Below are 20,009 nucleotides of genomic sequence, written 5' to 3'. Positions count from 1 at the left end.
GGGGCGGAACGCGGAGCCGCAGCTACAGCTTCGCCTTGATGTCCTTCAGATACTTGATGACGACGGCGGCGGCACCTATATAATAGGCCGTCTTGACGATCCAGCCCGTCTCGTCCAGCAAAGCGATTCCCGCCAGCATAAGAAGCGGCAGCACATAGATGACGATCCCCTTCAGGTAGCCGAGAACCGGTTCGTTCGCGTTAGCGAGCTTGCTGTTCTGGAGCGACTGGAAGAACCCGACCAGGAAGTCGGCCGCCATCGAGCCGAGCACAACCCACAGCGCAACCTCCATCCAATGAGTCAGCGAACCAATCATACCGAATCATCCTCTCCTGCTTAGAGTAAGGTTCCATTAGCAGGATATTCCGGGGAGGACAGGCGGGTGCGGGCACGGTTGAAAAGAAGGCTTAGCGGCAAAGCTGAATTCGAGGTGATACGATGCGATTAATGATTGGAATAGCCAGCCTGCTGCTTCCGGGTCTCATGCTGCTGGCGGGACGACGCTGGCCGGCGGCTGCGCGCGCCTTCGACGCTTGCGCTTGGATCGCGGCCCTGCTCTTCGGGAACATCGCCGCATTCTCCGTGTACGAGATCATTCGGGACGGAACCGTGTTTATGACGAAAATCCATGCTGTTTTCTTGAACGAGGTCTTTCTTGCGTCCGGCTCGTACTTGGGGCTGTATGCGTTCTATCTCCTCTTGGAGCGGACCTTCTTCCGGAGCGGCAACCGGCCCCGCTAACCCCGCCTCCCGAGCGGAGGCGGGGTCTATACGGCATCCATACTAATCCGTATATTGTCCGTATACAATTTGATAGTACCTTTTGACTACAAATTAATATAGAGATAAAAAAGAACGAATAGGAATATGGCGAATGATGTCGAATATAAATTGGATATCGGCACCAGTCTGAAGGAGGGAAATCATGCTTGCTTTCCGCTTGAAGGCGGTTATTCTTATTCTCTTTGCCCTTATCGTTACAATTGGAGGGGCAAGCTTGCCCGAACATGCATTCGCAGCGGAAAAGAAACATGCAACCTCCATTACAAATTGGGATATCCAATGGATCGAGAAGAACGCTTCTCCGACCGATACCGCACCGCATTCCGATTCTTGGATAGCCGCGAACGTTCACAATCCCCTCGTAGCAATTCCGGAAGGCTACAAGGGAGCATGGGTTCGAATTGCGATCCCTCCGACATCCGAGTGGTTAACTCCCGGACTTCTTGTTCGTCAGATTTACGGCCTGAACATTGATGTCTTTGAGGACGGCACGATGCTCTATCACTCCGATCGGAATTACAGCTACGATCGTAATATGCTGTTGTCCGCACTTCCAGCCCGAACGGAGCCCTCCACCTTGCTCATTCGAATCAGCTCCTTGGATAGAGCGGGGCTGGTCAGCCATATTCAACTCGGGGAATTCAACCAGTTGTCCGAATCGTTCATCCGACAAGAGATGCCCAATTTGCTCCTTGGCGCTTCCGTCGGCTTCCTGGCCATCCTTATGCTTCTTATTTCCGGTTACCTGACCCATCAGCAACGCAGGGCATGGATTGCTCTTAGCCTGATAGCCTTGGCAACCAGTATATTGATTATCACCTACTCCACTTTCCCTTATGTTTACTTCCGCAATATCGGAAAGTGGCTTCAATTCTTGTTCGATATGTCGATGCTTGTCGTCTTCCCTGCCTTGCATCTCTACGTAGGCACGATATTCGAGGGGAAGTTGACGTTATTCCGCAAGTTCGGAACATGGTTTGCGGTTTATTGCGCGTTCGGCGTCCTGATCCTCATCTTGAACGCTATCATCGGCGATCCCTTCTTTGTCTACTACAAGCTCTTCACGTTCTGGATGCTGGCACCGTTAATTCTGATGCATCTGCTGCTCGTACTCAGCCAGTCCATTATTCAGGCCATCCGCGGGAACAAGGCCAGCATTATCCTCTCCTTGGGCTTTCTCGCGCTTGCGACGACGGGCGTTGTCGATCTAATTCAGCTATATACCAGCGACGCGCTGCCGATCGTCTATCTCTGGAAGTTCGGCATTATTCTGCTGATCGTATCGTTGGTTATTGTGCTGGCCCGCAAGATCAAGTCGGACCACCAGAAGCTGCTCGATTATTCCAAGGAGCTCGAGCTCTTTAATCACCAATTGCAACGAACGGAGAAATTAAAATTCGTCAGCGAGTTGGCGGCTTCGATCGCTCACGAAGTGCGCAATCCTCTGCAGGTCACGAGAGGGTTCTTGCAATTGATCTCGAGCTCTTCGGATCAAACAAACAAGAATCATTTCTCCATGGCAATTGACGAGTTGGACCGGGCCTCCCTCATCATCACGGACTTCCTGACCTTCGCCAAGCCCGAGCTGGATACCGTGGTGGAGATCGATATCAAACAAGAGCTTAACACGGTCGAAACGATCATGAGTCCGCTCGCCTCCATTAGCGGCGCCGTCTTCAAAATCCAGCTTCCGGATGGGCTGATTATCGTGGGCAACCCTTCGAAGTTCAAGCAAGCCTTTATGAATCTGATCAAGAACAGCATTGAAGCGCTTAAGGAGAACGGGGTTATCGAGATCGATGCGGAGAAGGAAACAGATTGGGTACTGATTCGAATTGCGGATAACGGCGAAGGGATGAACCCTGAACAGATCGCAAGGTTGGGAGAACCCTACTTCTCTACCAAGTCTAAAGGCACTGGCCTGGGCTTGATGGTCACCTACCGCCTTATTGAGATCATGGATGGAAGCTTAGAGTTCCGAAGCGAGAAAGGAAAAGGAACCGAAGCGCTCATTCGGTTCCCTCTGGTCCGCTCGAACTAGGTCCAAGAATACTTCAGGTTGTCATCTGCCGAAGGTTCGGGAGGAATGACCAGATAGAAGCTCGAAGCCGTCTCTTCAACGACCTTCAGCTCGACTCCTTCCGGAATGTCGACGCCGAATTCCTGCTTCAACGCGGTCTGAGGGTCAGCCAGCAGAAGTTGCTTAAATTCCGGATCTTCCCATGCCTTCTTGATGATCTGCACTTTTAACGATTCTACGGACACTGGCGACACGACCTCTCCGGTAATATTGGACTACTCTTCCAGTGTACCACAGATTGGAAAAATTCGTCACCTATTTATTAATTTCGACATTTTTGCGGTTCCTATGCTAGATAAGGAGGGCGGATCGTTGTTATTCGCAGCCTCCGACCTCATCGCAATAGCATCTCATACCATACATGGAGTATCGAAACGAGGGTGCTTGTTAAAATCCCCGGTTCAACTTCCAAATGAAAAAAACGCCCACTTTGAAGGTGATAATTTGAATTGGTTAAAAGAAATAGACAGGAGAATGAGTGACTTTTCTCATGAACAACACAGTCCTAATCTGAGCATAAAGACCTTAAAGAACGATGCTGCAACGACCGACATTTCTTTAATCGCCCAATTCTTTTTAACAACGACAGCAATGCATTATTCAAATGCCTTGGTTCACATACCAACGCCACCCGAAGTGCGTGAGACGGCAATCAACGAAGTTGCGTGTCATTTTGCAAAAATTCAATATTTATATAGGGAAAAAGAGTTATTCAAGATTCAAATGCAAAACCTGCTTCCCGGCACGGAATGTCAGCTCAAAAAATTACATGCGGAAAACAGGTTGCATCCTATTGTAAAAGACTTATTTGGGACTCCGTATTCCTCTGATAGCCATGCACATAACTTAACTAAAACCTATCAAATTGATTGCAGAAAGATCGAGCCGTTTGGCGATGAGGCATTCGATGCTGTTTGGGAATTTATAAAATCCAGTTTCCTGAAAGCCGAAGGAAGTCTTACTATCAGTCCTGCCTCATGGAAAATGGTAGACGAACTAGCAAACTCAACTGCATTAAGATATTTTGCAACAAAGTGCAGCAGCATGTATCTTATTGTCGACGATGTTACTAAAGCGGTAAAAGCTCTGCTTATAGCTTGAATTTATCCACGAGAGACTGCAATTCGACCGCCATGCGGGTCAGGGAAGCCGAGGACGACGAGATCTGCTCCATGGAGGCGAGCTGCTGCTCCGTCGCGGCGGAGACGGTCTGCGCTCCGGCCGCCGCCTCGCCCGAGACGCCGGAGATGTCCTCGATCGCCTTGACGACCTCCGTCGCACCGGCGGCGATCTCTTCCGCCGTGACGGACACTCCCCGTACCTGACCGCCCACTTCCTCGACGTAGGATTCAATCTCGGAGAACAGCCTGCCCGCCGTCTCCACAACGTCCAGCCCTTCGCTTACCTCTTCGAGCGCGGCCTTCAGCGATGCTTGCACGCTGGAAATCTCCGTCCGGATCGATTGGTTCAGCGAGGCGACCTGCCGCGCCGACTTGTCGGACTGCTCGGCCAGCTTCCGCACCTCGCCGGCAACGACGGCGAACCCCTTGCCCTCTTCTCCGGCTCTGGCCGCTTCGATGGCTGCGTTCAGTGCCAGCAGGTTCGTCTGCTGGGACAGGTCCGAGATGACGCCGATCGTCTTCCCGATCTCCATCGAGGAGTCGACCAACCGGCGAACGACTTCCGCCAATCCGTCCACCGACACGCTGATCGAATTCATCTGGCGCACGGCGTCGCGGACCGCTTGCCCGCCTTCGGCCGACTTCTCCGCCACTTCGCCCGTCGTCCGCGAAGCCTGCTGCGCGCTGCCGACGATCTGCCGGATCTGCTCCGAGACCGTCCAAATCTCCCGAGAGCCGGTCTGTACGAGCTCAACCTGGCGCGCGGCCCCGTCCGCCACTTCGCCGATCGCCTCTACGATGTGCTGAGCGGCGGAGGAAGTCTGGGTCGCACCGGCCGACAGATGCTGAGAGGACGAGGCGAGGCGGTGGGACGACTCCGACACCTCCGACACAACCGCCCGCAAGGAGTCGACCATCCGGTTGAACGATGCCCCGAGCTCCCCGAACTCGTCCTTGGAATTCACATCGGCGCGGAAGCTGAGATCGCCTTCGCTGACAATGCGGGAGGCATTCGTCAGCGACTTCAGCGGCCGTGCGATCGACTGGACGATGACGAACATAAGCGCAGCTCCGATCAGAACGAAGATCACGAGAACGAGAATCGTGTTGCTAAGAATCGGCGCCGCCGCCTTGGTCACCTCGCTGGGGGACCGGTCGCCAGCGATCTTCCAACCGGTCAGCTCATTCGTGATGTAGATCAGATGGCGGCTGTCGCCCCCCGGAGACTCCTGGTCGATCTCGCCCGTGTCTCCGGCGAAGAGAGCTTGCGGGCCGCCTTCGCCTCCCTCCGGCGCCGCTTCTCCGTCCGGTGCGGCGGCGGCTTCCTGGCCTGCCGTCACCCCGCTCGCATCCGCAGGGAGTTCCTCTCCCGTCCCTGACGCGCCTCCTTCCCCTCTCGCTCCCCACGGAGGGGAGACGATGCTCGTTCCGGAGGCGCTGACGATCATGACGAAGCCGTCCTCGCCGATCTGGATCTCGCCGATGTCTTCCGCGAGCCCGGTCAGATCGGCGACGACGGCGACAACCGCACTGCCGTCTTCCGCTGCTCTCGCGATCGCGACGACGGTGTTCCCGGACGCTTCCGACGTATACGGCTCGGACAAGACGACGGTTCCTTTACTCTCCAACGCCAGGGCGTAGAAGTCGTTGCCTCTAGGATCGGCGTCCGTCTCCGCTGCCGACGAAGCGGACAGCGCCTCCCCTGTCGCCGGGATGTACAGAACCTGCTCCGCCTCGGGATGAGCGCTTGCATAATTGTCCAGAAGCTCTTGATCGGCCGCTGCCGTCATTCGGCTCGCCAGGAATTCGACATCCGACATCTTCGGCTGTATGTATTGATCGACAAGCTTGTCGACGAGCGCGATATCGCTGTTCGCCACGTTCTCAAGCTGGCCGTCGAGCTTGTCCTTCGCGATAAAATAGCCAAAGCCGCCGATGGCGAGGCTCGGCACAAGAATAACGAACAGGAACGAGAGAATCAGCTTGCTGCGGACCGAGCCGAATCTCCGCCGGATTCCGGCAGGGGCGAACGTGGAGGATTGCTTCATCGGGGTCGTCTCCTTCAGTTGTGAATCATGCTCCGATTATAGTCCGCCGAAGCTGAAATCCCGCTGAAGACCGACTAAAGAAAGCATGAAAATGATGCCAAAGGAACGAAAAAAATCCGCGATTGGACGCCGGTTATTCCGATCGTGAACGGTTGTCCGTCCGGTTCAACACGACCAGGCAGGCGGCGAGAACGGCCAGCCCGGCGGCGGCACCGTACATCACGCTGTACGAATAGCGATCCGCTACCGGTCCCAGCGCCCCCCCTCCCATGGAGACGCCGAGGTCGGCCGCTGCAAGGAACCATCCGATCATGGCATTGCGAGCTGCGCCCGGAAGAACAAAGGATAAATACGAGATCAGCGTCGGATACAGAAGCGCCTGCGCAACGCCGATCGTAACCGCTGCGACGTAGAAGGCCAGCGGCCCCCAGGCCAGCGAGAGGGACAGCAGCATGGCCCCGACAGAAGCAAGCAGACACACCGTACAGACGAATCCGGCTGGCCACTTGCCATCGGAAGGAATCCGTGTGCGGAACACAAATCTCCCCGTCACGATGACCGATGCCTGAATCATAAGGAACACACCCGAATGTCCGCCCGAGACTTGTTTGCTATACAAGGGAATAAAAGCGGTGACAGCACCGAACACGACAGATATGCCGAGCATCAGCGCGCTGCAGACCAGCAGCGGACGTTGACGAACGAGCTGCCTGATCGAGCCGCCCATGCTCTGCGGCTGAACCGACTGGATGGGCTGCGCCGACTGTATAGGCACGCTATAGCCGAATAGGCCCGTCACCAACGCAATAGCGATCATCGCAACCGTAAACGCCCCCATCCCTCCCCAGTCCCAAATTCCGATGGCCAGGAGCGGACCGATAATGGTCGGCATGTAGGTGAACAAGGAATAAAGCGACACGCCCTGGGAGCGCTGCTCCTCCGGCAAAGCGTCAATGATTCCGATCTGCAGAGACATGGAGAAGAAGGCGGTGCATATTCCCTGCATCATACGAGCGGCCACATAGCCCTCCACCCCCGCAAAGGAATACACGACAAGAGCAAGGCCATTCACGATCAACAGGATGCGAAGCACGCTTGCCGGCCCGTGCTTATGGATCAGTTGGCCGGCCAAGGGCCTGAAGAACATGCACGTGAACATGTAGGCGCCCATAATCAGGCCGATCTGCCCGTTGCTCGCCCCAAGCGCTTCGCTTCGCAACGGCAGGATGACATTCAATATGGCATTGGCGCTGAAGAATAAGAAGGCAAGCGCATATAAGCGCAGGAAGGGCGGGGATAGAGCGCGGTTAGTCATCGCCGTCATTCCGTCGACTGCCGGGCCAGGCGACCCGAATCCCTGTTCATATGCAACGTAGTCTCCGGCACTCCAAGACTCTGAACCAAGTCGGGCCGATAATTCGGGCGCACGCTCCACGGCTGCAGCCGGCGGGCCATGGTGCGAAGCTCCTCCGCGCCGACGGAAGCGGCGAAGATTTGCTCTCCCATCCACTCCTCATTAAACAACGTTTGAATATAACGTTCCCCGCCGTCGGAGACCATGCAGACAACCCGCTCGCCGGGAGCCAGCTCCTGAGCCGTCTTCAGGGCGACCAATGCGCAGGCTCCGCTCGACGGTCCCATCAGAATGCCCTCATTGCGGGCGAAGGCCCGCGCGGCAACGAAAGCTTGCTCGTCCGTTATTTTGTAGGCGCAATCGATATCGTTCAGATTCAGGTTCACGGGCGTCCAGCTAAGTCCGATCCCGGGAATGCGATAGGCGTCCGATTCGCCGCCGAATATAGTAGAACCGACCGCGTCCACTCCTATGATCTGCACCTCCGGTGCGTATATTTTCATATAATGCGATATGCCGCCCAGTTGCCCGCCCGTACTGACCGCCGTGACGAACGCTGCGAGCTTGCCGGGGCAAGCCTCCAGGATCTCGCGCGCCGTGCTCCGGTAGTGCGCCTCGCTGTTCAACAAGTTGAAGCATTGATCGGGGCGGAAGGAATTGTCGATCTCTCCGGCCAGCTTGTTCGCGAGCGAGATTCTTGTTTTGTGATAGCTTCCCGAATCGTCCTGTTCCGTAACAATGATGACCTCCGCTCCGAACCCCCTTAGCAGCGCCAGATTGGCGCCCGTTGTCTTCGGATCGGCGAGAATCACCACCCGGTAGCCCTTGGCCGCTCCGATCATGGCGAGAGAGATGCCGAAGTTCCCGCTGGAAGATTCAATAATCGTACCTCCGGGGTGCAGCCAGCCTCGGCGTTCAGCCTCTTGTATAATAAACAAGGCCGGGCGATCCTTGATGCTTCCTCCCGGATTATAGCGTTCATACTTGAGCAGCACTTGCCCTTCGTGCTTCGTATTCGTATTAGGAATGGTGATAAGCGGCGTACGGCCGATCGTCTCGAGAATGCTCCCGATCATGGCGTCTCCCCCTTGCCTAGATTAACCCAGCCCGACTTCCATATCTCCCGCGCATTTAAGCAACAATTGCGTATAGGGCTGATCGCTCTCTTGAAGCAGCGCGCTTGCCTGCCGAACCTCGCAGAAGCTTCCGTTGTTCATGACGGCTATATTGTGGCAGAAGGATCTCAGGACACGAATGTCGTGAGAGATCATGACCATCGCGATCCCATGCTGCCGATGGAGACGCTTCAGCAGATCGAGAATTTGCGCCTGCACGCTCATATCCAATGCGGAGACCGCCTCGTCGCAGATGAGAACGTCCGGCTGCAGGACAAGGGCACGGGCAATCGCAATCCGCTGGCACTGTCCCGTGCTTAATTGCGGCGGCCGCCTCGTCAGCATGTCGCCGACGATGCCCACCTCATTGAGATAATGCACGGCAAGCCTCTTCCGCTCCCGCTTGCTCCCGATACGAAGGTAGCGGAGCGGCTCCTGAACGATCTGAATGGCGGTGCGGCCCGGATGGAGACTCGCCCGCGCATTCTGGAAGACCAGTTGGATTCGCCTGCACATGTCGCGCCTCGCCTTCCCCCGTAATCGGCCGATATCCGTGCCGCGGAACAGGATGCTGCCGCCGCTGGGGGAATCCAGGCCGGCCATGCACCCCGCCAAGGTCGACTTGCCGCAGCCGCTCTGCCCCAGAATGCCCAGAATCTCCTTCCGGTGCAGCGTCAAGCTCACTCCTTGAAGCACATGCTTGCTCCGGTTAAAAGTTTTCTTAAGCTGCACGACCTCCATGAGCGGTTCATGAAGCCGCAGCCGTTCAACCTCCTCGGAGGAGCCTGCCTTGGATACGCGGGAAGCCAGCAGCTCGCGGGTATAGGCCGCCTTCGGCTTCCTGAGCACCGCTCTTGTGCTTCCCTCTTCTTCAATGGCTCCCCGGTTCAACACCATCACCCGATCGCTCACGGCATTCGCCACGGCGATATCATGAGTAATCAGCAGCACGGTCAGGCCGAATTGCTCCCTTACGCGCAGCAATAAATCGAGCACTTCCTTCTGGCTTACGGTATCCAGGGCGGATGTGGGCTCATCCGCGATCAGCACGGCCGGCTTCAGGCATAGCGCCAAGGCAAGGCAAATCCGCTGGCACATCCCCCCGCTGAGTTGGAACGGATATCGTCCCCATACGCTGTTCGGATCGGGGAAGTTCAAGGCTCCCAGCAGCTTTAAGCTTATGTCCTCCACTTCTTCTGCCGAAGCGAGACGATGGAATCGCAGACTTTCCCGAAAATGCTGCTTGATCGTCAGCATGGGATTCAGCGCTTGCTGCGCGTCCTGATACAGCATCGCGATCTGTCTTCCCCGAATCTGTTGCCACGGCACCTGCTTGCCGGTCAGATCAACCGGCGAGCCCGAGGCGATGGTCATTGTCCCTCCCGCAATCCTGGCGGACGGCGGAAGCAGCCCGGTTAACGCCTTGGCAAGCGTCGACTTGCCCGAGCCGCTCTCTCCCAGCAAGGATACGATCTCTCCCTTGCCCAATTCGAAGGAGAGGGGGCCAAGCACTTCGGCGTACCGCCCATTCTGTTGATAGTCCGCCTGCAAGCCCTGAACCCGCAATATCGCATGACCGTTCCCGTTCAATATCGCATGACCGTTCCCGTTCCTGTTCAACATCCACGCCCTCCTATATATCCGACCTCTCATACGGGTCCAGCCGATCCCGCAGCCCTTCTCCGATCAGATTAAACGCCAGCACTGTCAGCACGATAAAGAGGGTCGGCCCGATCAGGATGTGCGGCGCTTGCAGGAAGTGATCCCGACCGTCCGCAAGCATGCTGCCCCACTCGGGAGTCGGCGGCTGCGAGCCGAGCCCCAGGAACGAGAGCGCCGAGATCGACAGAATCAGGCTCCCCAGCTCGAAGGTTGCCAGAATCAGCACCGGACCGATCGCCTTGGGAAGCAGCTCCCGCAGCATAATGGCTGCGTCCGAAGCGCCCAGCACCTTCGCCGCTGCGAAGGAGCCGTCATTCTTGACATGCAGAACAACGCTCCTCGTCAAGCGGGCGAAGGACACCCACCATACCGAGACGACGGCCGCCAGCAGATGAAGCAGATCGGTGCCGAAGAACGCCGCGATAATCAGGGCAAGAACCATAAAGGGAAAAGCCAGCAGCACATCGATGAGACGCATGAACACCGTATCGAGAACAGAGCCTTGATAGAGGCCGGCGAGCAGCCCGATAACCAGCCCGACGGCAAGTGCGGCACCGAGCGCGGTGCCCGAGGCGAGCAGCGTATGCTGGCCGCCGTGGAGCGAGCGGGAGAGAACGTCGCGGCCGAAGCGGTCCGTTCCCAGCGGATGCTCGACGCTTGGCCGCTCCAGCCGTTCGGCGACGCGCTGCTCCAGCGGATCATACGGCGACAGCCAGGACGCGCCCGCGATCGCAAGGGCGAGCAGGCCAAGGAGGATGATCCCGACCGTCAGACCGAGCGGACGCTTCATGGCGGAGCTAGGCATGGACATCCCCCTCCCTTCCCCGCCGGATTCGCGGATCAAGGAATAGATAAACCACATCCACAAGCAGGTGAATCGCAACCACCATCGCTATCACGACCAGAGCGTAGCCCTGAATGGCGGGATAATCCTTGAGCAATATGCTGTCGAGCGCGTACTTGCCGATCCCCGGCCAGGAGAAGATGCTCTCGATGACGACCGCGCCGCCGATAAGCCCAATGAACGAGAGCGCGGCAACCGTAACGACAGGCAGCAGGGCGTTGCGCAGCGCATGCCTGACGACGAGCTTGCGGGCAAGCCCTCTCGACAGCGCCGAGAGCACATAAGGCTGGCCAAGCTCGGCCAACAGGTTCGCCCTGATGATCCGAATCAAATTCGGCGCTCCCATCGCTCCAAGCGTGACGGCAGGCAGCCATAATCTCTCCGGTCTCGCCTCGTTGCTTATGTCGTACACATGCAGGGATACGGCAAAGAACGACAGCAGAAACAGCCCTATCACGAACGCCGGCGCAGAGGCGAGAACCACGCACGCCAGACGAATAACGTTGTCCTGAAGCCGGTCCGCCTTCAGCGCCGAAGCCGTTCCGAGGACCAGCCCCAGCGCCAGTTGAATAGCCAGGGCCGCGACGGCAAGGGCAAGGGTAGCGGGCAGCCTGTCGGCAAGCTCCGAGCCGACCGCTCTCCCCGTGTGGATGGACGTCCCCAGATCCAGTTGCAGCAGCCGCTTCATCCAGGTCGTATACTGGGCGAATATACTCCGGTCAAGACCAAGCTGCGTGCGCAGCTCGGCCACTCTCTGATCGTAGGCCTCCGTGCTGTCGAGCGCGACATCCGAGGAGGGGCCGAGATGCAGCTTGACCGGGTCCCCGGGCGCAAGCCGAATCAGGACGAACAGGATCAGCGTTGCGCACAATAACGTAATGCCCGCCCCCGTCAGCTTCCGCAGGAACATCCTCTGCATAGGGGCAGCCTAATTCGATGCCCATGCCAGCTTGGCGCTCACGACATTCTCGAATTGCCGGAAGTGAGGCGCAAGCCCTTGCAGCGACTTGCTTACGGCCGTAATCTGCGGACGGGGGAACAAGCTGAGGACAGGCGCTTGCTCCGCCACCCGTTCGTTGATCCGGAGCGCCAGCTCGTGACGCATCTTCGCATCGGACGCCTGCTCCAGCTCCGCCAGCAACTCGTTGGTCCGCTCATCGTTGTAGCCGCCGTAGTTGGCGCTTCCCTCGGGCGAATACTGCCCCGACAGCAGAGCGAACTCATCGCCGAAGGTGCTCCACGCCTCGATGACGGCATCCCAATTGCCGGACTCGCGAGCGGTCTCGATCAGGCTGTAATCCCCATGCTGCACCTCCGCCTTCACGCCGAGCTGCGTCCACTGATTCTGAAGCGCTTCGCCGAGCGCTTTGTCCCCTCCCCAGGTCATCAGGCGGAGAACAAGCGGCTTGCCGTCCTTATATCGAATGCCGTCCTTGCCCAGACTCCAGCCTGCCTCCTCCAGCAGCTTGGCGGCCCGATCCCGGTCGAACTTGTCGTACACCGCGTTCCTCGCTTCCGCATAGGCGGGATTGGAGCTAAGCCAGGTCGCGACCGGCTCGCCTTGCCCCTCGGCCGCCAGCGTAATCAGCTCCTCCCGATTCAGTCCCCACGACAGCGCCTGCCTGACCTTGACATCCGAGAGCTGAGGCTGCCTCAGATTCAGATATACCGTCTGCGTATTGGCGGCAGGAGCGGACACCAGCTCGACATCCGGGTTCCCGCCGAATTGCGCCAGACTCGTCACCGGAACGTTCAGCACCACATGGCTGCGTCCGCTCAAGCTGGACAGCACCCTCGTCTGTTCATCCTTGATCTCCTCGAATACGATTCGCTGAATTCCGGACTTCTCTCCCCAATAGTTGTCGTTCGCTTCCAGAACCAGCTTCTGCTTCGGAACGAATTCCACAACCTTGTACATGCCGGACAGATCCATCGTCTCCACGGAATCCTGCTTCGCTTCAGCATTATGAATAATCGTCTGGTAGTATGACAGGTTCAGCGGAACGGGCAGGTGCTCGCGCGTGGTCTGAACCCGGATGGTCCGGTCGTCAATCTTGCTCAGCCTCAGATCGTCAAGGAAGGGCAATGCCTGCACATCGAGCTTCCTGGAGCGCTCCAGCGAAGCGATAACCGCGTCGGCGTCAATCGGCTCGCCGCTCCAGAAGCGGATTCCCTCCTTCAGCTTGATCTCCCAGGTCGTGGCGTCCGTCTCCGTCGCTCCTTCCGCAAGCTCGGGCTCCACCTCTCCCTCCGCATTCACTTTGAACAACGCCTCCCCGGCTCCGATCAGACGCAGGTAGCTGGAGGTGAGCGGCTGAACCGGGTCCAGGCTGGCCGCAATGTCCGGTCCTGCCACGATCAGCTCTTGCGGGTTCGATGCATTGGCTGCGGAAGGCGCTTCCGACGCAGCCGCGCTTGCGGTCGACGGCTCGGCAGAAGCCGATGCATTGTTCGCCTGGTTGTTGCCCTTGCCGCCCTTGCCGCCCTTGCCGCCGTTCCCGCCGTTGTCCCCGTTGCCGCACCCCATAATAGTAATAATTACGATTAGAAACAATGCCAACATTATTTTTCTCATCTTATCCTCCACCTGCCATCCGGCAGCACTCGTAATGTCTTGCTTATCTTACACGGCACGCGCAATGACTTGCATGCGTCTTCCCTGCATATCCCCGCCGAATTCGAGCGGAAGCCCCCGTTCGAAACGGCTGATATGAGGCGCAGGTTCATCGAAGAGCTGCAAAGGGCGGAAGCCGGTCAATTCCAGATACAGGGCGAGCTCCTGCGGGAACAGCAGCCGATGCTCCAGCCGCTCCGCAATGGGCTCGCGGCCCGGCACGGTCCAGCGATAGTCCCTCAGCAGAAGCTGCTTGGCGCAGTCTATGCTGAACCGGGTGCGAAGCGAGACCGTATGCCCGTTCGCCGTCGTCTCTTCCGCCAGTTCCTCGCTGAGCCATCGCTGCCCCTCCGGCGTCAGGAAGAAGGCGGCATTCCGCATGTCAAGATAGAGCAGGCCTCCCGGCTGAAGATGCCTTCTGAAGCTGCGCAGGCTCGCGAGAACGGCTTCGTTCGTGAAGTTGTACAGGAAGGTGCTGCCTACGCAATACAACGCATCGAACCGGCGCCCCAGCGAGAAGTCGGCCTGATCGCCGTGAACGAATTCCGCTCCGGGATGATGCGTTCTCGCCCATGCGAGCATCTCCTCCGAGTTGTCCAGGCCGACGGCTTCATACCCCGCCCGCCGAAGAGCGGCAACCTCGCGCCCCGTTCCGCAGCCGACATCCAGCACCGCCTTGCCGGCCTTATAATCGCTTAAGAGCTTCAGAATAAATTGCGCCATGCTCTCATCGTTGTCCCCGTTGAATGCCAGGTAAAGCGATGGATTGGTATGCAGCAGATTGTCCGTGTCCGTCCTCAGCCTCATCCGTCGCCTCCTCCCTTATAGCAATAGAGCGTCGTGGCTCCGGCGCTGAATTGCGTAAAGGGGAACGGCTCGGCCAGCAGAGCGGCGACGCCCCTGCCTACGAATGGAGCAACCGCCGCGCTTCCCGTCTGCGCATACACGGTGAGCGGAATCCGCCGCTCTGCGGCTCGCTGCACAATGCGATCGAACGTCCCGTTCCCGAGCGTCATGGCGGTGCAGATTACGCTGTCGGCGCGCTCCAGCACCTTCTCCATGTCCTTCTCCACCGCATCCCCCCACTCAGTGGTCTCCAATTGCAGGTCGCAAGGCAGACAATTGCCGCCGCGCTCCCGAATCGCCTCCACCAGCGGATTGACGACTCCGATCAGGGCAACATTCCGCTTCGGCCGAATGTCGGCCATGTCCGCTATAAGCGCATCGCGGAGCTTGGCTCTCTGAATGGGCGTTCCGGCCGGTATGTCCACGACTTCGCTGCAGTTCTCCGCATGGGGCCGCACCACTCCGAGATAAGCGTCCATGGCCGCTATATGTATGGGAAGCCGGTCATCCCGTATGACGTTAGCAAGAGAGCTTCCCGACAATTGCCCGGCAACCTCGGCATCCAACTGATCCGCCGTGTAGGAGCAGGCTCCGAAGTAAGCCTCCGATCGGAGCAGCAGATAACGGTTATGGTATCTGATCGTCGAGGAGGGGAACTTCGTGGTCTGGTAAATCGTTGACGCTCCCGTGATCGGCAGCAATTCCGGCGGGCTCCCCCATTCTCCCCGCAGGATGGATTGCCGCAATTCCGCCACGCTCAGACGGGCGTCTCCCCGCTCTTGCTTCATACGCCGGCTCCTTCGGGATCGGGAGCATACTTGAGCGCAATGCGCCCCAGAGCCTGTTCCGCGAACAGCCGGGCATTCGGCCCGTCCTTGTCCTCCGCAATGACGTGGCCCAGATAACACGCATTGTCGATCGGAGCCGCGATGGACTTGCCGGCGCAATTCTCCACCTTGTAGCGCACGACATGCTCATCCGCAGCCAGCGTCTCGACTCCATCAACTTGCGATACACAGCCTCCTTGCGGCGGAACGAGGAAGACGGCGGCCGCGCTGGCGGGCCCGTCTGTCGCAGGCGCGACGGTCGGCTCCAGGCCGAGAGACAGCTCCGCGAAGACCCGCAGCAGGTCAACGCTCGTCACGCGTTCGATCAGCTCGACAATATAATTGCCGGCCGTTCTCGGGTTGATCTCGACAATCCGCGGGCCAGCCGCCGTCAGCTTCACCTCCGTATGCGCAATGCCATGATCGAAGCCGACCGCCTCCAGCACACTCCGGACAAACCGTACCGTCTCCGCCTGTATCGACTCGTCCAGCTTGGCTGGGAACATATGCCCATTTTCGATAAAATAGGGAGCGCCCGTGACGGATTTATCCGTTATGCCAAGCACCGTCGTCTCCCCCCGGAAGGAGAAGCTCTCGACGCTGACCTCCTCCCCTTCCATGAATTCCTCGAGCAGGCAGGCCCGTTCGCGCGGCTGGTCTCTGAAGTTAAGAGGGAACGCCTCAAGCCCCCGGTAAGCCTCCTCGAGCTCCCGGCGATCGCGGATAAGACGGACGTACGCGCTTGATGCCAGATCGACGGGCTTCAGCACAAGCGGATACCCGATCTCCTCGGCAGCCTCGGCAGCCTCCATCCAACTGTAGGCGAGCCGATACTTCGGATTGCTCAGTCCCGCGCGGTCAAGCTCCCGGCGCATCAGGTGCTTCTGCCGCACCGTCCTCACCTTCTCGGGGAACGGACAGGGCAAGCCGCGAGCGCCGGCCACCTCTCTTACGGCTTCGATATAGTAGTCGCATACCGTAATAACCCCGTCGAAGCGGTACGGCTGCAGGAAGTCGATCATGCCCGGAACATCGTTCGTGTCCGTCACCAGCACGGAATCGGCATTCCGCAGCACGGGATGCAATTCCTCGCTGTGCGCATTCTGATAATGCGCCGGCTTGCGCGTCACGAACGTATACGTATGCCCCAGCGACCGGAGAAGCGGCGGCAGCAGATTGCCGCTTGCTCCTACCCAACTTTCGATCATTAGAAGATGTGCCACGTAATCCTCCCCAACTTCTTAATTGTAATATTTACATTTAAGAGGAGTATACTGTACCATTCTTTTCCTTGTCAATGGAATCCATCAAAAAAGCATTTACGGAAGCAATCCCCATCTGTTAAAATAATTCAACAACGAAATGCGATGACGAGAAGAGTAGGTAGACGGATACCGTCCCAGAGAGCTCCGGTTGCTGTGAAGGAGCATGGCGTCCCCTATCGAAAAAAGACTCCGAGCAGCGAGCCGGAACCCGTGCAAGCGGAGGGTGGCGCGACAGGAGCTCCTGTTACAGAGCTAGAGTATAAGCCCCGGCGCAGCGGGCCGTACTCGAAGAGGCGGACATGGCGACATCTCCGCGAATCTGGGGTGGTACCACGGGAATCCAATCTCGTCCCTGAGACAGCTTGCTGTCTTGGGGGTGGGATTTTTTTATTGTTGCAATATGGGACCGGAACACATGTAATAGGAAGTAACGAGGACGACGAATGAACCGCAATCAGACTCAGAATCAGACTCAGAACCAGATCGAAGGGAGATCGTGAATACAATGACGCAAGTATTGAAGGCAGGCATCGTCGGGGGAACGGGCATGGTGGGGCAGCGCTTCATCCAATTGCTCGACGGTCACCCTTGGTTTAAGGTGACCGCGATCGCGGCGAGCGCAAGCTCGGCCGGCAAGACCTACGAGCAATCCGTGCAAGGAAGATGGAAGCTGTCCACTCCGATTCCGGAGGACGTCAAGGCGATTGTCGTGCAGGACGCCTCCAAGGTGGAAGAGGTCGCCGCGGACGTCGACTTCATCTTCTGCGCCGTCGACATGAAGAAGGATGAGATCAAGGCGCTTGAGGAAGCCTATGCCAAGACGGGAACGCCGGTCGTCTCGAACAACTCCGCGCACCGCTGGACGCCGGACGTGCCGATGGTCATTCCGGAGATCAACCCGAGCCACCTCGAGGTGATCGCAGCGCAGCGCAAGCGCCTCGGCACGGAGACCGGCTTCATCGCCGTCAAGCCGAACTGCTCCATCCAGAGCTACGTTCCGATGCTGAACGCGCTCCGGGAATTCGGGCCGAAGACGGTCGTCGCATCCACGTATCAAGCGATCTCCGGCGCGGGCAAGAACTTCAAGGACTGGCCGGAGATGCTCGACAACGTCATCCCGTACATCGGCGGCGAGGAAGAGAAGAGCGAGCAGGAGCCGCTGCGCATCTGGGGCACGGTCGAGAACGGGGCGATCGTCAAGGCGAGCGAGCCGCACATCACGACCCAATGCATTCGCGTGCCGGTCACGGACGGCCACCTCGCGACGGTGTTCGTCAGCTTCGAGCAGAAGCCGTCCAAGGAAGAGATTCTCGATCGCTGGAACAGCTTCAAGGGACGCCCGCAGGAGCTTGAGCTGCCGAGCGCGCCGAAGCAATTCATCACCTACTTCGAAGAGGAAAATCGTCCGCAAACGAACCTCGACCGGGACCTCGAAGGGGGCATGGGGGTGTCCGCGGGTCGTCTGCGCGAGGATTCGCTGTACGACTTCAAGTTCGTCGGCCTCTCCCACAACACGCTGCGCGGCGCGGCCGGCGGCGCGGTGCTGATCGCCGAGCTGCTGACGGCGGAAGGGTACATCAAGGCGAAGGCGTAAGGGCACCTCAAGGCAAAGCCATAAGCAAGGGCGGCAAAGGCCGGAGACCTCGAATCGAGGGCTCCGGCCTTCTTGTATAGGGCGGCTAGGCGTCGGCCGGCCTGCGCCTGACGGCGCGAGCCGAGGCGAAGAGCGCGGCGAGCATGGCGATCGCCGTGACGGCGACGGTCAGCCAGACGTCGCCGGCGGTCTGGCCGCCTGCCGGCGATGCGGCAGAGGCGACCAGTCTCCCGGCCGCGAGTGCGGACAGGCGGCCGGGGTTCCAGCTCTGCTCGAACGGCAGCGAGCTTGCCGAGAGCGAGAGCGCCGCCGCCGTCGCCAGCGCCGCCGCGGCGGCGGCCGCAGCGCTTCGCAGAAGCGCGCTGAAGAGCAGCGTCAGCGTGCCGACGAAGCTCATCCACAGCGCGAACAGGAGCACGGCGGGCAGCGCGTCCCGCCAGGAGACGGAGCCGAAGAGCGTCTCCGTGTAGTACCAGGCGGCGCCGTAGCCTGCGGCGAGCGAGAGCGACGCGAGCAGGACAAGCGCCGCCCACTTCGCGGTGATGAAGGAAGCGAAGGGCACCGGCTTGACAAGAATCATCGCGGATGTGCCGCTGGTCCGCTCCCCCGAGACGGCTCCCATGGACGATAACGCGACGAGCAGCAGGCCGATGGCGCCGAATTGCGACAGCGCGCCGGCCAGCGCCTCGGGCGGCGTCGGCGCGGGAATGGAGATGACCGTGCCTTCGGGCAGGTTGCCCGCGCTCGCCAGGATGTCGGGCATGAAGAACGAGGTGATCGGCTGCGAGGCGCCGAGCACGGCGAAGGCGATCGGCAGCCACAGAATGCGATAGCTGCGCACGATCTCGAGCCACTCCTTGCGGAACAGGACAAGCCACTTCTGCATGCCAGTACTCATCTTCATCTTCATCTTCATCTTCAGGCTCAGGCTCATGCGCTCCCCACCGCCTTCAGGAACAGATCCTCGAGTGTCGTATAGCCGACCTCCAGCTTCGTCACGCGGACGTTCTCGTCCGCCAGCTCGCGCAGCACCGTCCGCCGCGCCGCCTCGAGATCGCGGACGACCAGCCGGGCTCCCGTCGATGTTGCGGAAGCCGTCTCGAACCCATCCGGCAGCCGCTTCAGCCAGGCCGCCAGCCAAGCCCGGGACCGGGCGTCCCCTTCCGTCTCCAGAGACAGCACCGGCTGGCGATTCCGCTCGCGAATGCCCGCGAGCGAGCCTCCCGCGGCGAGCCGTCCGGCGGCCATGACGAGGATGTCGTCGCACAGCTCCTCCGCATCCGGAAGAACGTGCGTCGAGAAGAGCACGGTCGTCTCGCTCTTCAGCTCGCCGAGCAGCGTCATCACCTCGCGCCGGCCGATCGGGTCGAGCGCGGAGACGGGCTCGTCCAGAATGAGCAGCTTCGGCCGGTGGATCAGAGCCTGCGCGAGGCCGAGCCGCTGCTTCATCCCGCCGGAATAGCCGGCGATCCGGCGTTTGCCCGCTGCGCCGAGGCCGACTCGCTCCAGCAGCTCGCCGCTGCGCTCTGCCGCTTCCTTCTTCGACAGCCCGCACAGCCGTGCGGCGCAGACAAGGAATTCGTGTCCCGACATCCAGCCATAGAACGCCGGGTGCTGCGGCAGGTAGCCGATCCATTCCCGGCGATCCTGGCCGGGCTTCATCCCTTCGAGCGCAATCGTTCCGGCGGTCGGAGCAAGCAGCCCCGTCAGCATTCGGATCGTCGTTGTTTTGCCTGCGCCGTTCGGTCCGAGCAGCGCGGCGCAGCGGCCTTCTCCGACGGAGAAGCCGACTTCGTCCACCGCAAGCGCTCCCTCGAACCGCTTCGTCAGCCGATCTACGGTCAGCAGCGCCATTG

Annotated in this window: 18 protein-coding genes; 4 read left to right on the top strand and 14 right to left on the bottom strand. The window is 59.2% G+C overall.

Annotated elements, in window-relative coordinates:
• Nucleotides 1-22: 22 nt before the first annotated feature.
• Nucleotides 23-316: a hypothetical protein gene (locus E6C55_RS08060; protein WP_136369270.1), complete on the bottom strand. Its 294-nt coding sequence runs from the start codon at nt 314-316 to the stop codon at nt 23-25.
• A 122-nt stretch (nt 317-438) separates the two neighbouring features.
• Between E6C55_RS08060 and E6C55_RS08055 the strand changes: the two genes are divergently transcribed.
• Both E6C55_RS08055 and E6C55_RS08050 read left to right on the top strand, forming a co-directional pair.
• Nucleotides 439-741, top strand: coding sequence for a transposase (locus E6C55_RS08055; protein WP_136369269.1), 303 nt, complete (start codon nt 439-441; stop codon nt 739-741).
• Between the two features lie 184 nt (nt 742-925).
• The gene (locus tag E6C55_RS08050; protein WP_136369268.1) at nt 926-2,824 is read left to right on the top strand and encodes a sensor histidine kinase; all 1,899 of its coding nucleotides are present in this window, start codon (nt 926-928) and stop codon (nt 2,822-2,824) included.
• On the opposite strand, the gene E6C55_RS08045 is transcribed toward E6C55_RS08050, so the two are convergent.
• Nucleotides 2,821-3,048, bottom strand: a complete 228-nt coding sequence (locus E6C55_RS08045) for an NHLP leader peptide family RiPP precursor (protein ID WP_136369267.1) — start codon at nt 3,046-3,048, stop codon at nt 2,821-2,823. The two genes, E6C55_RS08050 and E6C55_RS08045, sit on opposite strands and share 4 nt — an antisense overlap.
• Nucleotides 3,049-3,175: 127 nt before the next feature.
• Here E6C55_RS08045 and E6C55_RS08040 point away from each other — a divergent pair, with 127 nt between their 5' ends.
• Nucleotides 3,176-3,964: a hypothetical protein gene (locus tag E6C55_RS08040; RefSeq protein ID WP_136369266.1), complete on the top strand. Its 789-nt coding sequence runs from the start codon at nt 3,176-3,178 to the stop codon at nt 3,962-3,964.
• Here E6C55_RS08040 and E6C55_RS08035 read toward each other — a convergent pair.
• The 10 genes from E6C55_RS08035 to E6C55_RS07990 all read right to left on the bottom strand — a co-directional run bounded on the left by E6C55_RS08035 (nt 3,954) and on the right by E6C55_RS07990 (nt 16,517).
• Complete coding sequence (locus E6C55_RS08035) at nt 3,954-6,032, bottom strand: methyl-accepting chemotaxis protein (protein ID WP_136369265.1); 2,079 nt, start codon at nt 6,030-6,032, stop codon at nt 3,954-3,956. The genes E6C55_RS08040 and E6C55_RS08035 overlap by 11 nt on opposite strands.
• Before the next feature lie 133 nt (nt 6,033-6,165).
• A complete protein-coding gene (cntE, locus tag E6C55_RS08030) occupies nt 6,166-7,356 on the bottom strand; it encodes a staphylopine family metallophore export MFS transporter CntE (protein WP_136369264.1) in 1,191 nt (396 codons plus the stop codon).
• Nucleotides 7,353-8,462 (bottom strand): cysteine synthase family protein, encoded by a 1,110-nt coding sequence (locus E6C55_RS08025; RefSeq protein WP_136369263.1) that lies wholly within the window; start codon nt 8,460-8,462, stop codon nt 7,353-7,355. The genes cntE and E6C55_RS08025 overlap by 4 nt, the downstream gene beginning before the upstream one ends.
• Nucleotides 8,463-8,483: 21 nt before the next feature.
• A complete protein-coding gene (locus tag E6C55_RS08020; protein WP_136369262.1) occupies nt 8,484-10,124 on the bottom strand; it encodes an ABC transporter ATP-binding protein in 1,641 nt (546 codons plus the stop codon).
• 10 nt (nt 10,125-10,134) lie between these two features.
• Nucleotides 10,135-10,968: an ABC transporter permease gene (locus E6C55_RS08015; RefSeq protein ID WP_136369261.1), complete on the bottom strand. Its 834-nt coding sequence runs from the start codon at nt 10,966-10,968 to the stop codon at nt 10,135-10,137.
• Nucleotides 10,961-11,926: an ABC transporter permease gene (locus tag E6C55_RS08010; protein WP_136369260.1), complete on the bottom strand. Its 966-nt coding sequence runs from the start codon at nt 11,924-11,926 to the stop codon at nt 10,961-10,963. The genes E6C55_RS08015 and E6C55_RS08010 overlap by 8 nt, the downstream gene beginning before the upstream one ends.
• Nucleotides 11,927-11,935: 9 nt before the next feature.
• Complete coding sequence (locus E6C55_RS08005; RefSeq protein WP_230986600.1) at nt 11,936-13,582, bottom strand: ABC transporter substrate-binding protein; 1,647 nt, start codon at nt 13,580-13,582, stop codon at nt 11,936-11,938.
• Nucleotides 13,583-13,630: 48 nt separating this feature from the next.
• Nucleotides 13,631-14,428: a class I SAM-dependent methyltransferase gene (locus E6C55_RS08000; RefSeq protein WP_136369259.1), complete on the bottom strand. Its 798-nt coding sequence runs from the start codon at nt 14,426-14,428 to the stop codon at nt 13,631-13,633.
• Nucleotides 14,425-15,255 carry a Rossmann-like domain-containing protein gene (locus E6C55_RS07995; RefSeq protein WP_136369258.1) on the bottom strand — a complete coding sequence of 277 codons (831 nt, stop codon included), beginning with the start codon at nt 15,253-15,255 and terminating at the stop codon, nt 14,425-14,427. The genes E6C55_RS08000 and E6C55_RS07995 overlap by 4 nt, the downstream gene beginning before the upstream one ends.
• Complete coding sequence (locus tag E6C55_RS07990) at nt 15,252-16,517, bottom strand: ATP-grasp domain-containing protein (RefSeq protein ID WP_136369257.1); 1,266 nt, start codon at nt 16,515-16,517, stop codon at nt 15,252-15,254. The genes E6C55_RS07995 and E6C55_RS07990 overlap by 4 nt, the downstream gene beginning before the upstream one ends.
• A gap of 547 nt (nt 16,518-17,064) precedes the next feature.
• Between E6C55_RS07990 and asd the strand changes: the two genes are divergently transcribed.
• Complete coding sequence (gene asd, locus E6C55_RS07985; RefSeq protein ID WP_136369256.1) at nt 17,065-18,153, top strand: aspartate-semialdehyde dehydrogenase; 1,089 nt, start codon at nt 17,065-17,067, stop codon at nt 18,151-18,153.
• Between the two features lie 85 nt (nt 18,154-18,238).
• Here asd and E6C55_RS07980 read toward each other — a convergent pair whose 3' ends face one another.
• Together E6C55_RS07980 and E6C55_RS07975 are read right to left on the bottom strand one after the other, a co-directional pair.
• On the bottom strand, nt 18,239-19,087 hold the full coding sequence (locus E6C55_RS07980) for an ABC transporter permease subunit (protein WP_136369255.1): 849 nt from the start codon (nt 19,085-19,087) through the stop codon (nt 18,239-18,241).
• Nucleotides 19,084-20,007: an ABC transporter ATP-binding protein gene (locus E6C55_RS07975; protein WP_136369254.1), complete on the bottom strand. Its 924-nt coding sequence runs from the start codon at nt 20,005-20,007 to the stop codon at nt 19,084-19,086. The genes E6C55_RS07980 and E6C55_RS07975 overlap by 4 nt, the downstream gene beginning before the upstream one ends.
• Nucleotides 20,008-20,009: the final 2 nt, after the last annotated feature.

It is taken from the genome of Cohnella fermenti (assembly GCF_004801405.1).
GTDB lineage: Bacteria > Bacillota > Bacilli > Paenibacillales > Paenibacillaceae > Cohnella > Cohnella fermenti.
Note: the sequence above shows the minus strand (reverse complement) of the source record. Positions and strands in the feature narration are given on the sequence as shown.

What these genes read in the sequence shown, in the direction of transcription:
- E6C55_RS08025 (WP_136369263.1), bottom strand. Translation starts at nt 8,462, where the DNA reads ATGATCGGGAGCATTCTCGAGACGATCGGCCGTACGCCGCTTATCACC.
- E6C55_RS07980 (WP_136369255.1), bottom strand. Translation starts at nt 19,087, where the DNA reads ATGAGCCTGAGCCTGAAGATGAAGATGAAGATGAAGATGAGTACTGGC.
- E6C55_RS08035 (WP_136369265.1), bottom strand. Translation starts at nt 6,032, where the DNA reads ATGAAGCAATCCTCCACGTTCGCCCCTGCCGGAATCCGGCGGAGATTC.
- asd (WP_136369256.1), top strand. Translation starts at nt 17,065, where the DNA reads ATGACGCAAGTATTGAAGGCAGGCATCGTCGGGGGAACGGGCATGGTG.
- E6C55_RS08000 (WP_136369259.1), bottom strand. Translation starts at nt 14,428, where the DNA reads ATGAGGCTGAGGACGGACACGGACAATCTGCTGCATACCAATCCATCG.
- E6C55_RS07995 (WP_136369258.1), bottom strand. Translation starts at nt 15,255, where the DNA reads ATGAAGCAAGAGCGGGGAGACGCCCGTCTGAGCGTGGCGGAATTGCGG.
- E6C55_RS08060 (WP_136369270.1), bottom strand. Translation starts at nt 316, where the DNA reads ATGATTGGTTCGCTGACTCATTGGATGGAGGTTGCGCTGTGGGTTGTG.
- E6C55_RS07975 (WP_136369254.1), bottom strand. Translation starts at nt 20,007, where the DNA reads ATGGCGCTGCTGACCGTAGATCGGCTGACGAAGCGGTTCGAGGGAGCG.
- cntE (WP_136369264.1), bottom strand. Translation starts at nt 7,356, where the DNA reads ATGACGGCGATGACTAACCGCGCTCTATCCCCGCCCTTCCTGCGCTTA.
- E6C55_RS08015 (WP_136369261.1), bottom strand. Translation starts at nt 10,968, where the DNA reads ATGCCTAGCTCCGCCATGAAGCGTCCGCTCGGTCTGACGGTCGGGATC.
- E6C55_RS08005 (WP_230986600.1), bottom strand. Translation starts at nt 13,582, where the DNA reads ATGAGAAAAATAATGTTGGCATTGTTTCTAATCGTAATTATTACTATT.
- E6C55_RS08050 (WP_136369268.1), top strand. Translation starts at nt 926, where the DNA reads ATGCTTGCTTTCCGCTTGAAGGCGGTTATTCTTATTCTCTTTGCCCTT.
- E6C55_RS08020 (WP_136369262.1), bottom strand. Translation starts at nt 10,124, where the DNA reads ATGTTGAACAGGAACGGGAACGGTCATGCGATATTGAACGGGAACGGT.
- E6C55_RS08055 (WP_136369269.1), top strand. Translation starts at nt 439, where the DNA reads ATGCGATTAATGATTGGAATAGCCAGCCTGCTGCTTCCGGGTCTCATG.
- E6C55_RS08010 (WP_136369260.1), bottom strand. Translation starts at nt 11,926, where the DNA reads ATGCAGAGGATGTTCCTGCGGAAGCTGACGGGGGCGGGCATTACGTTA.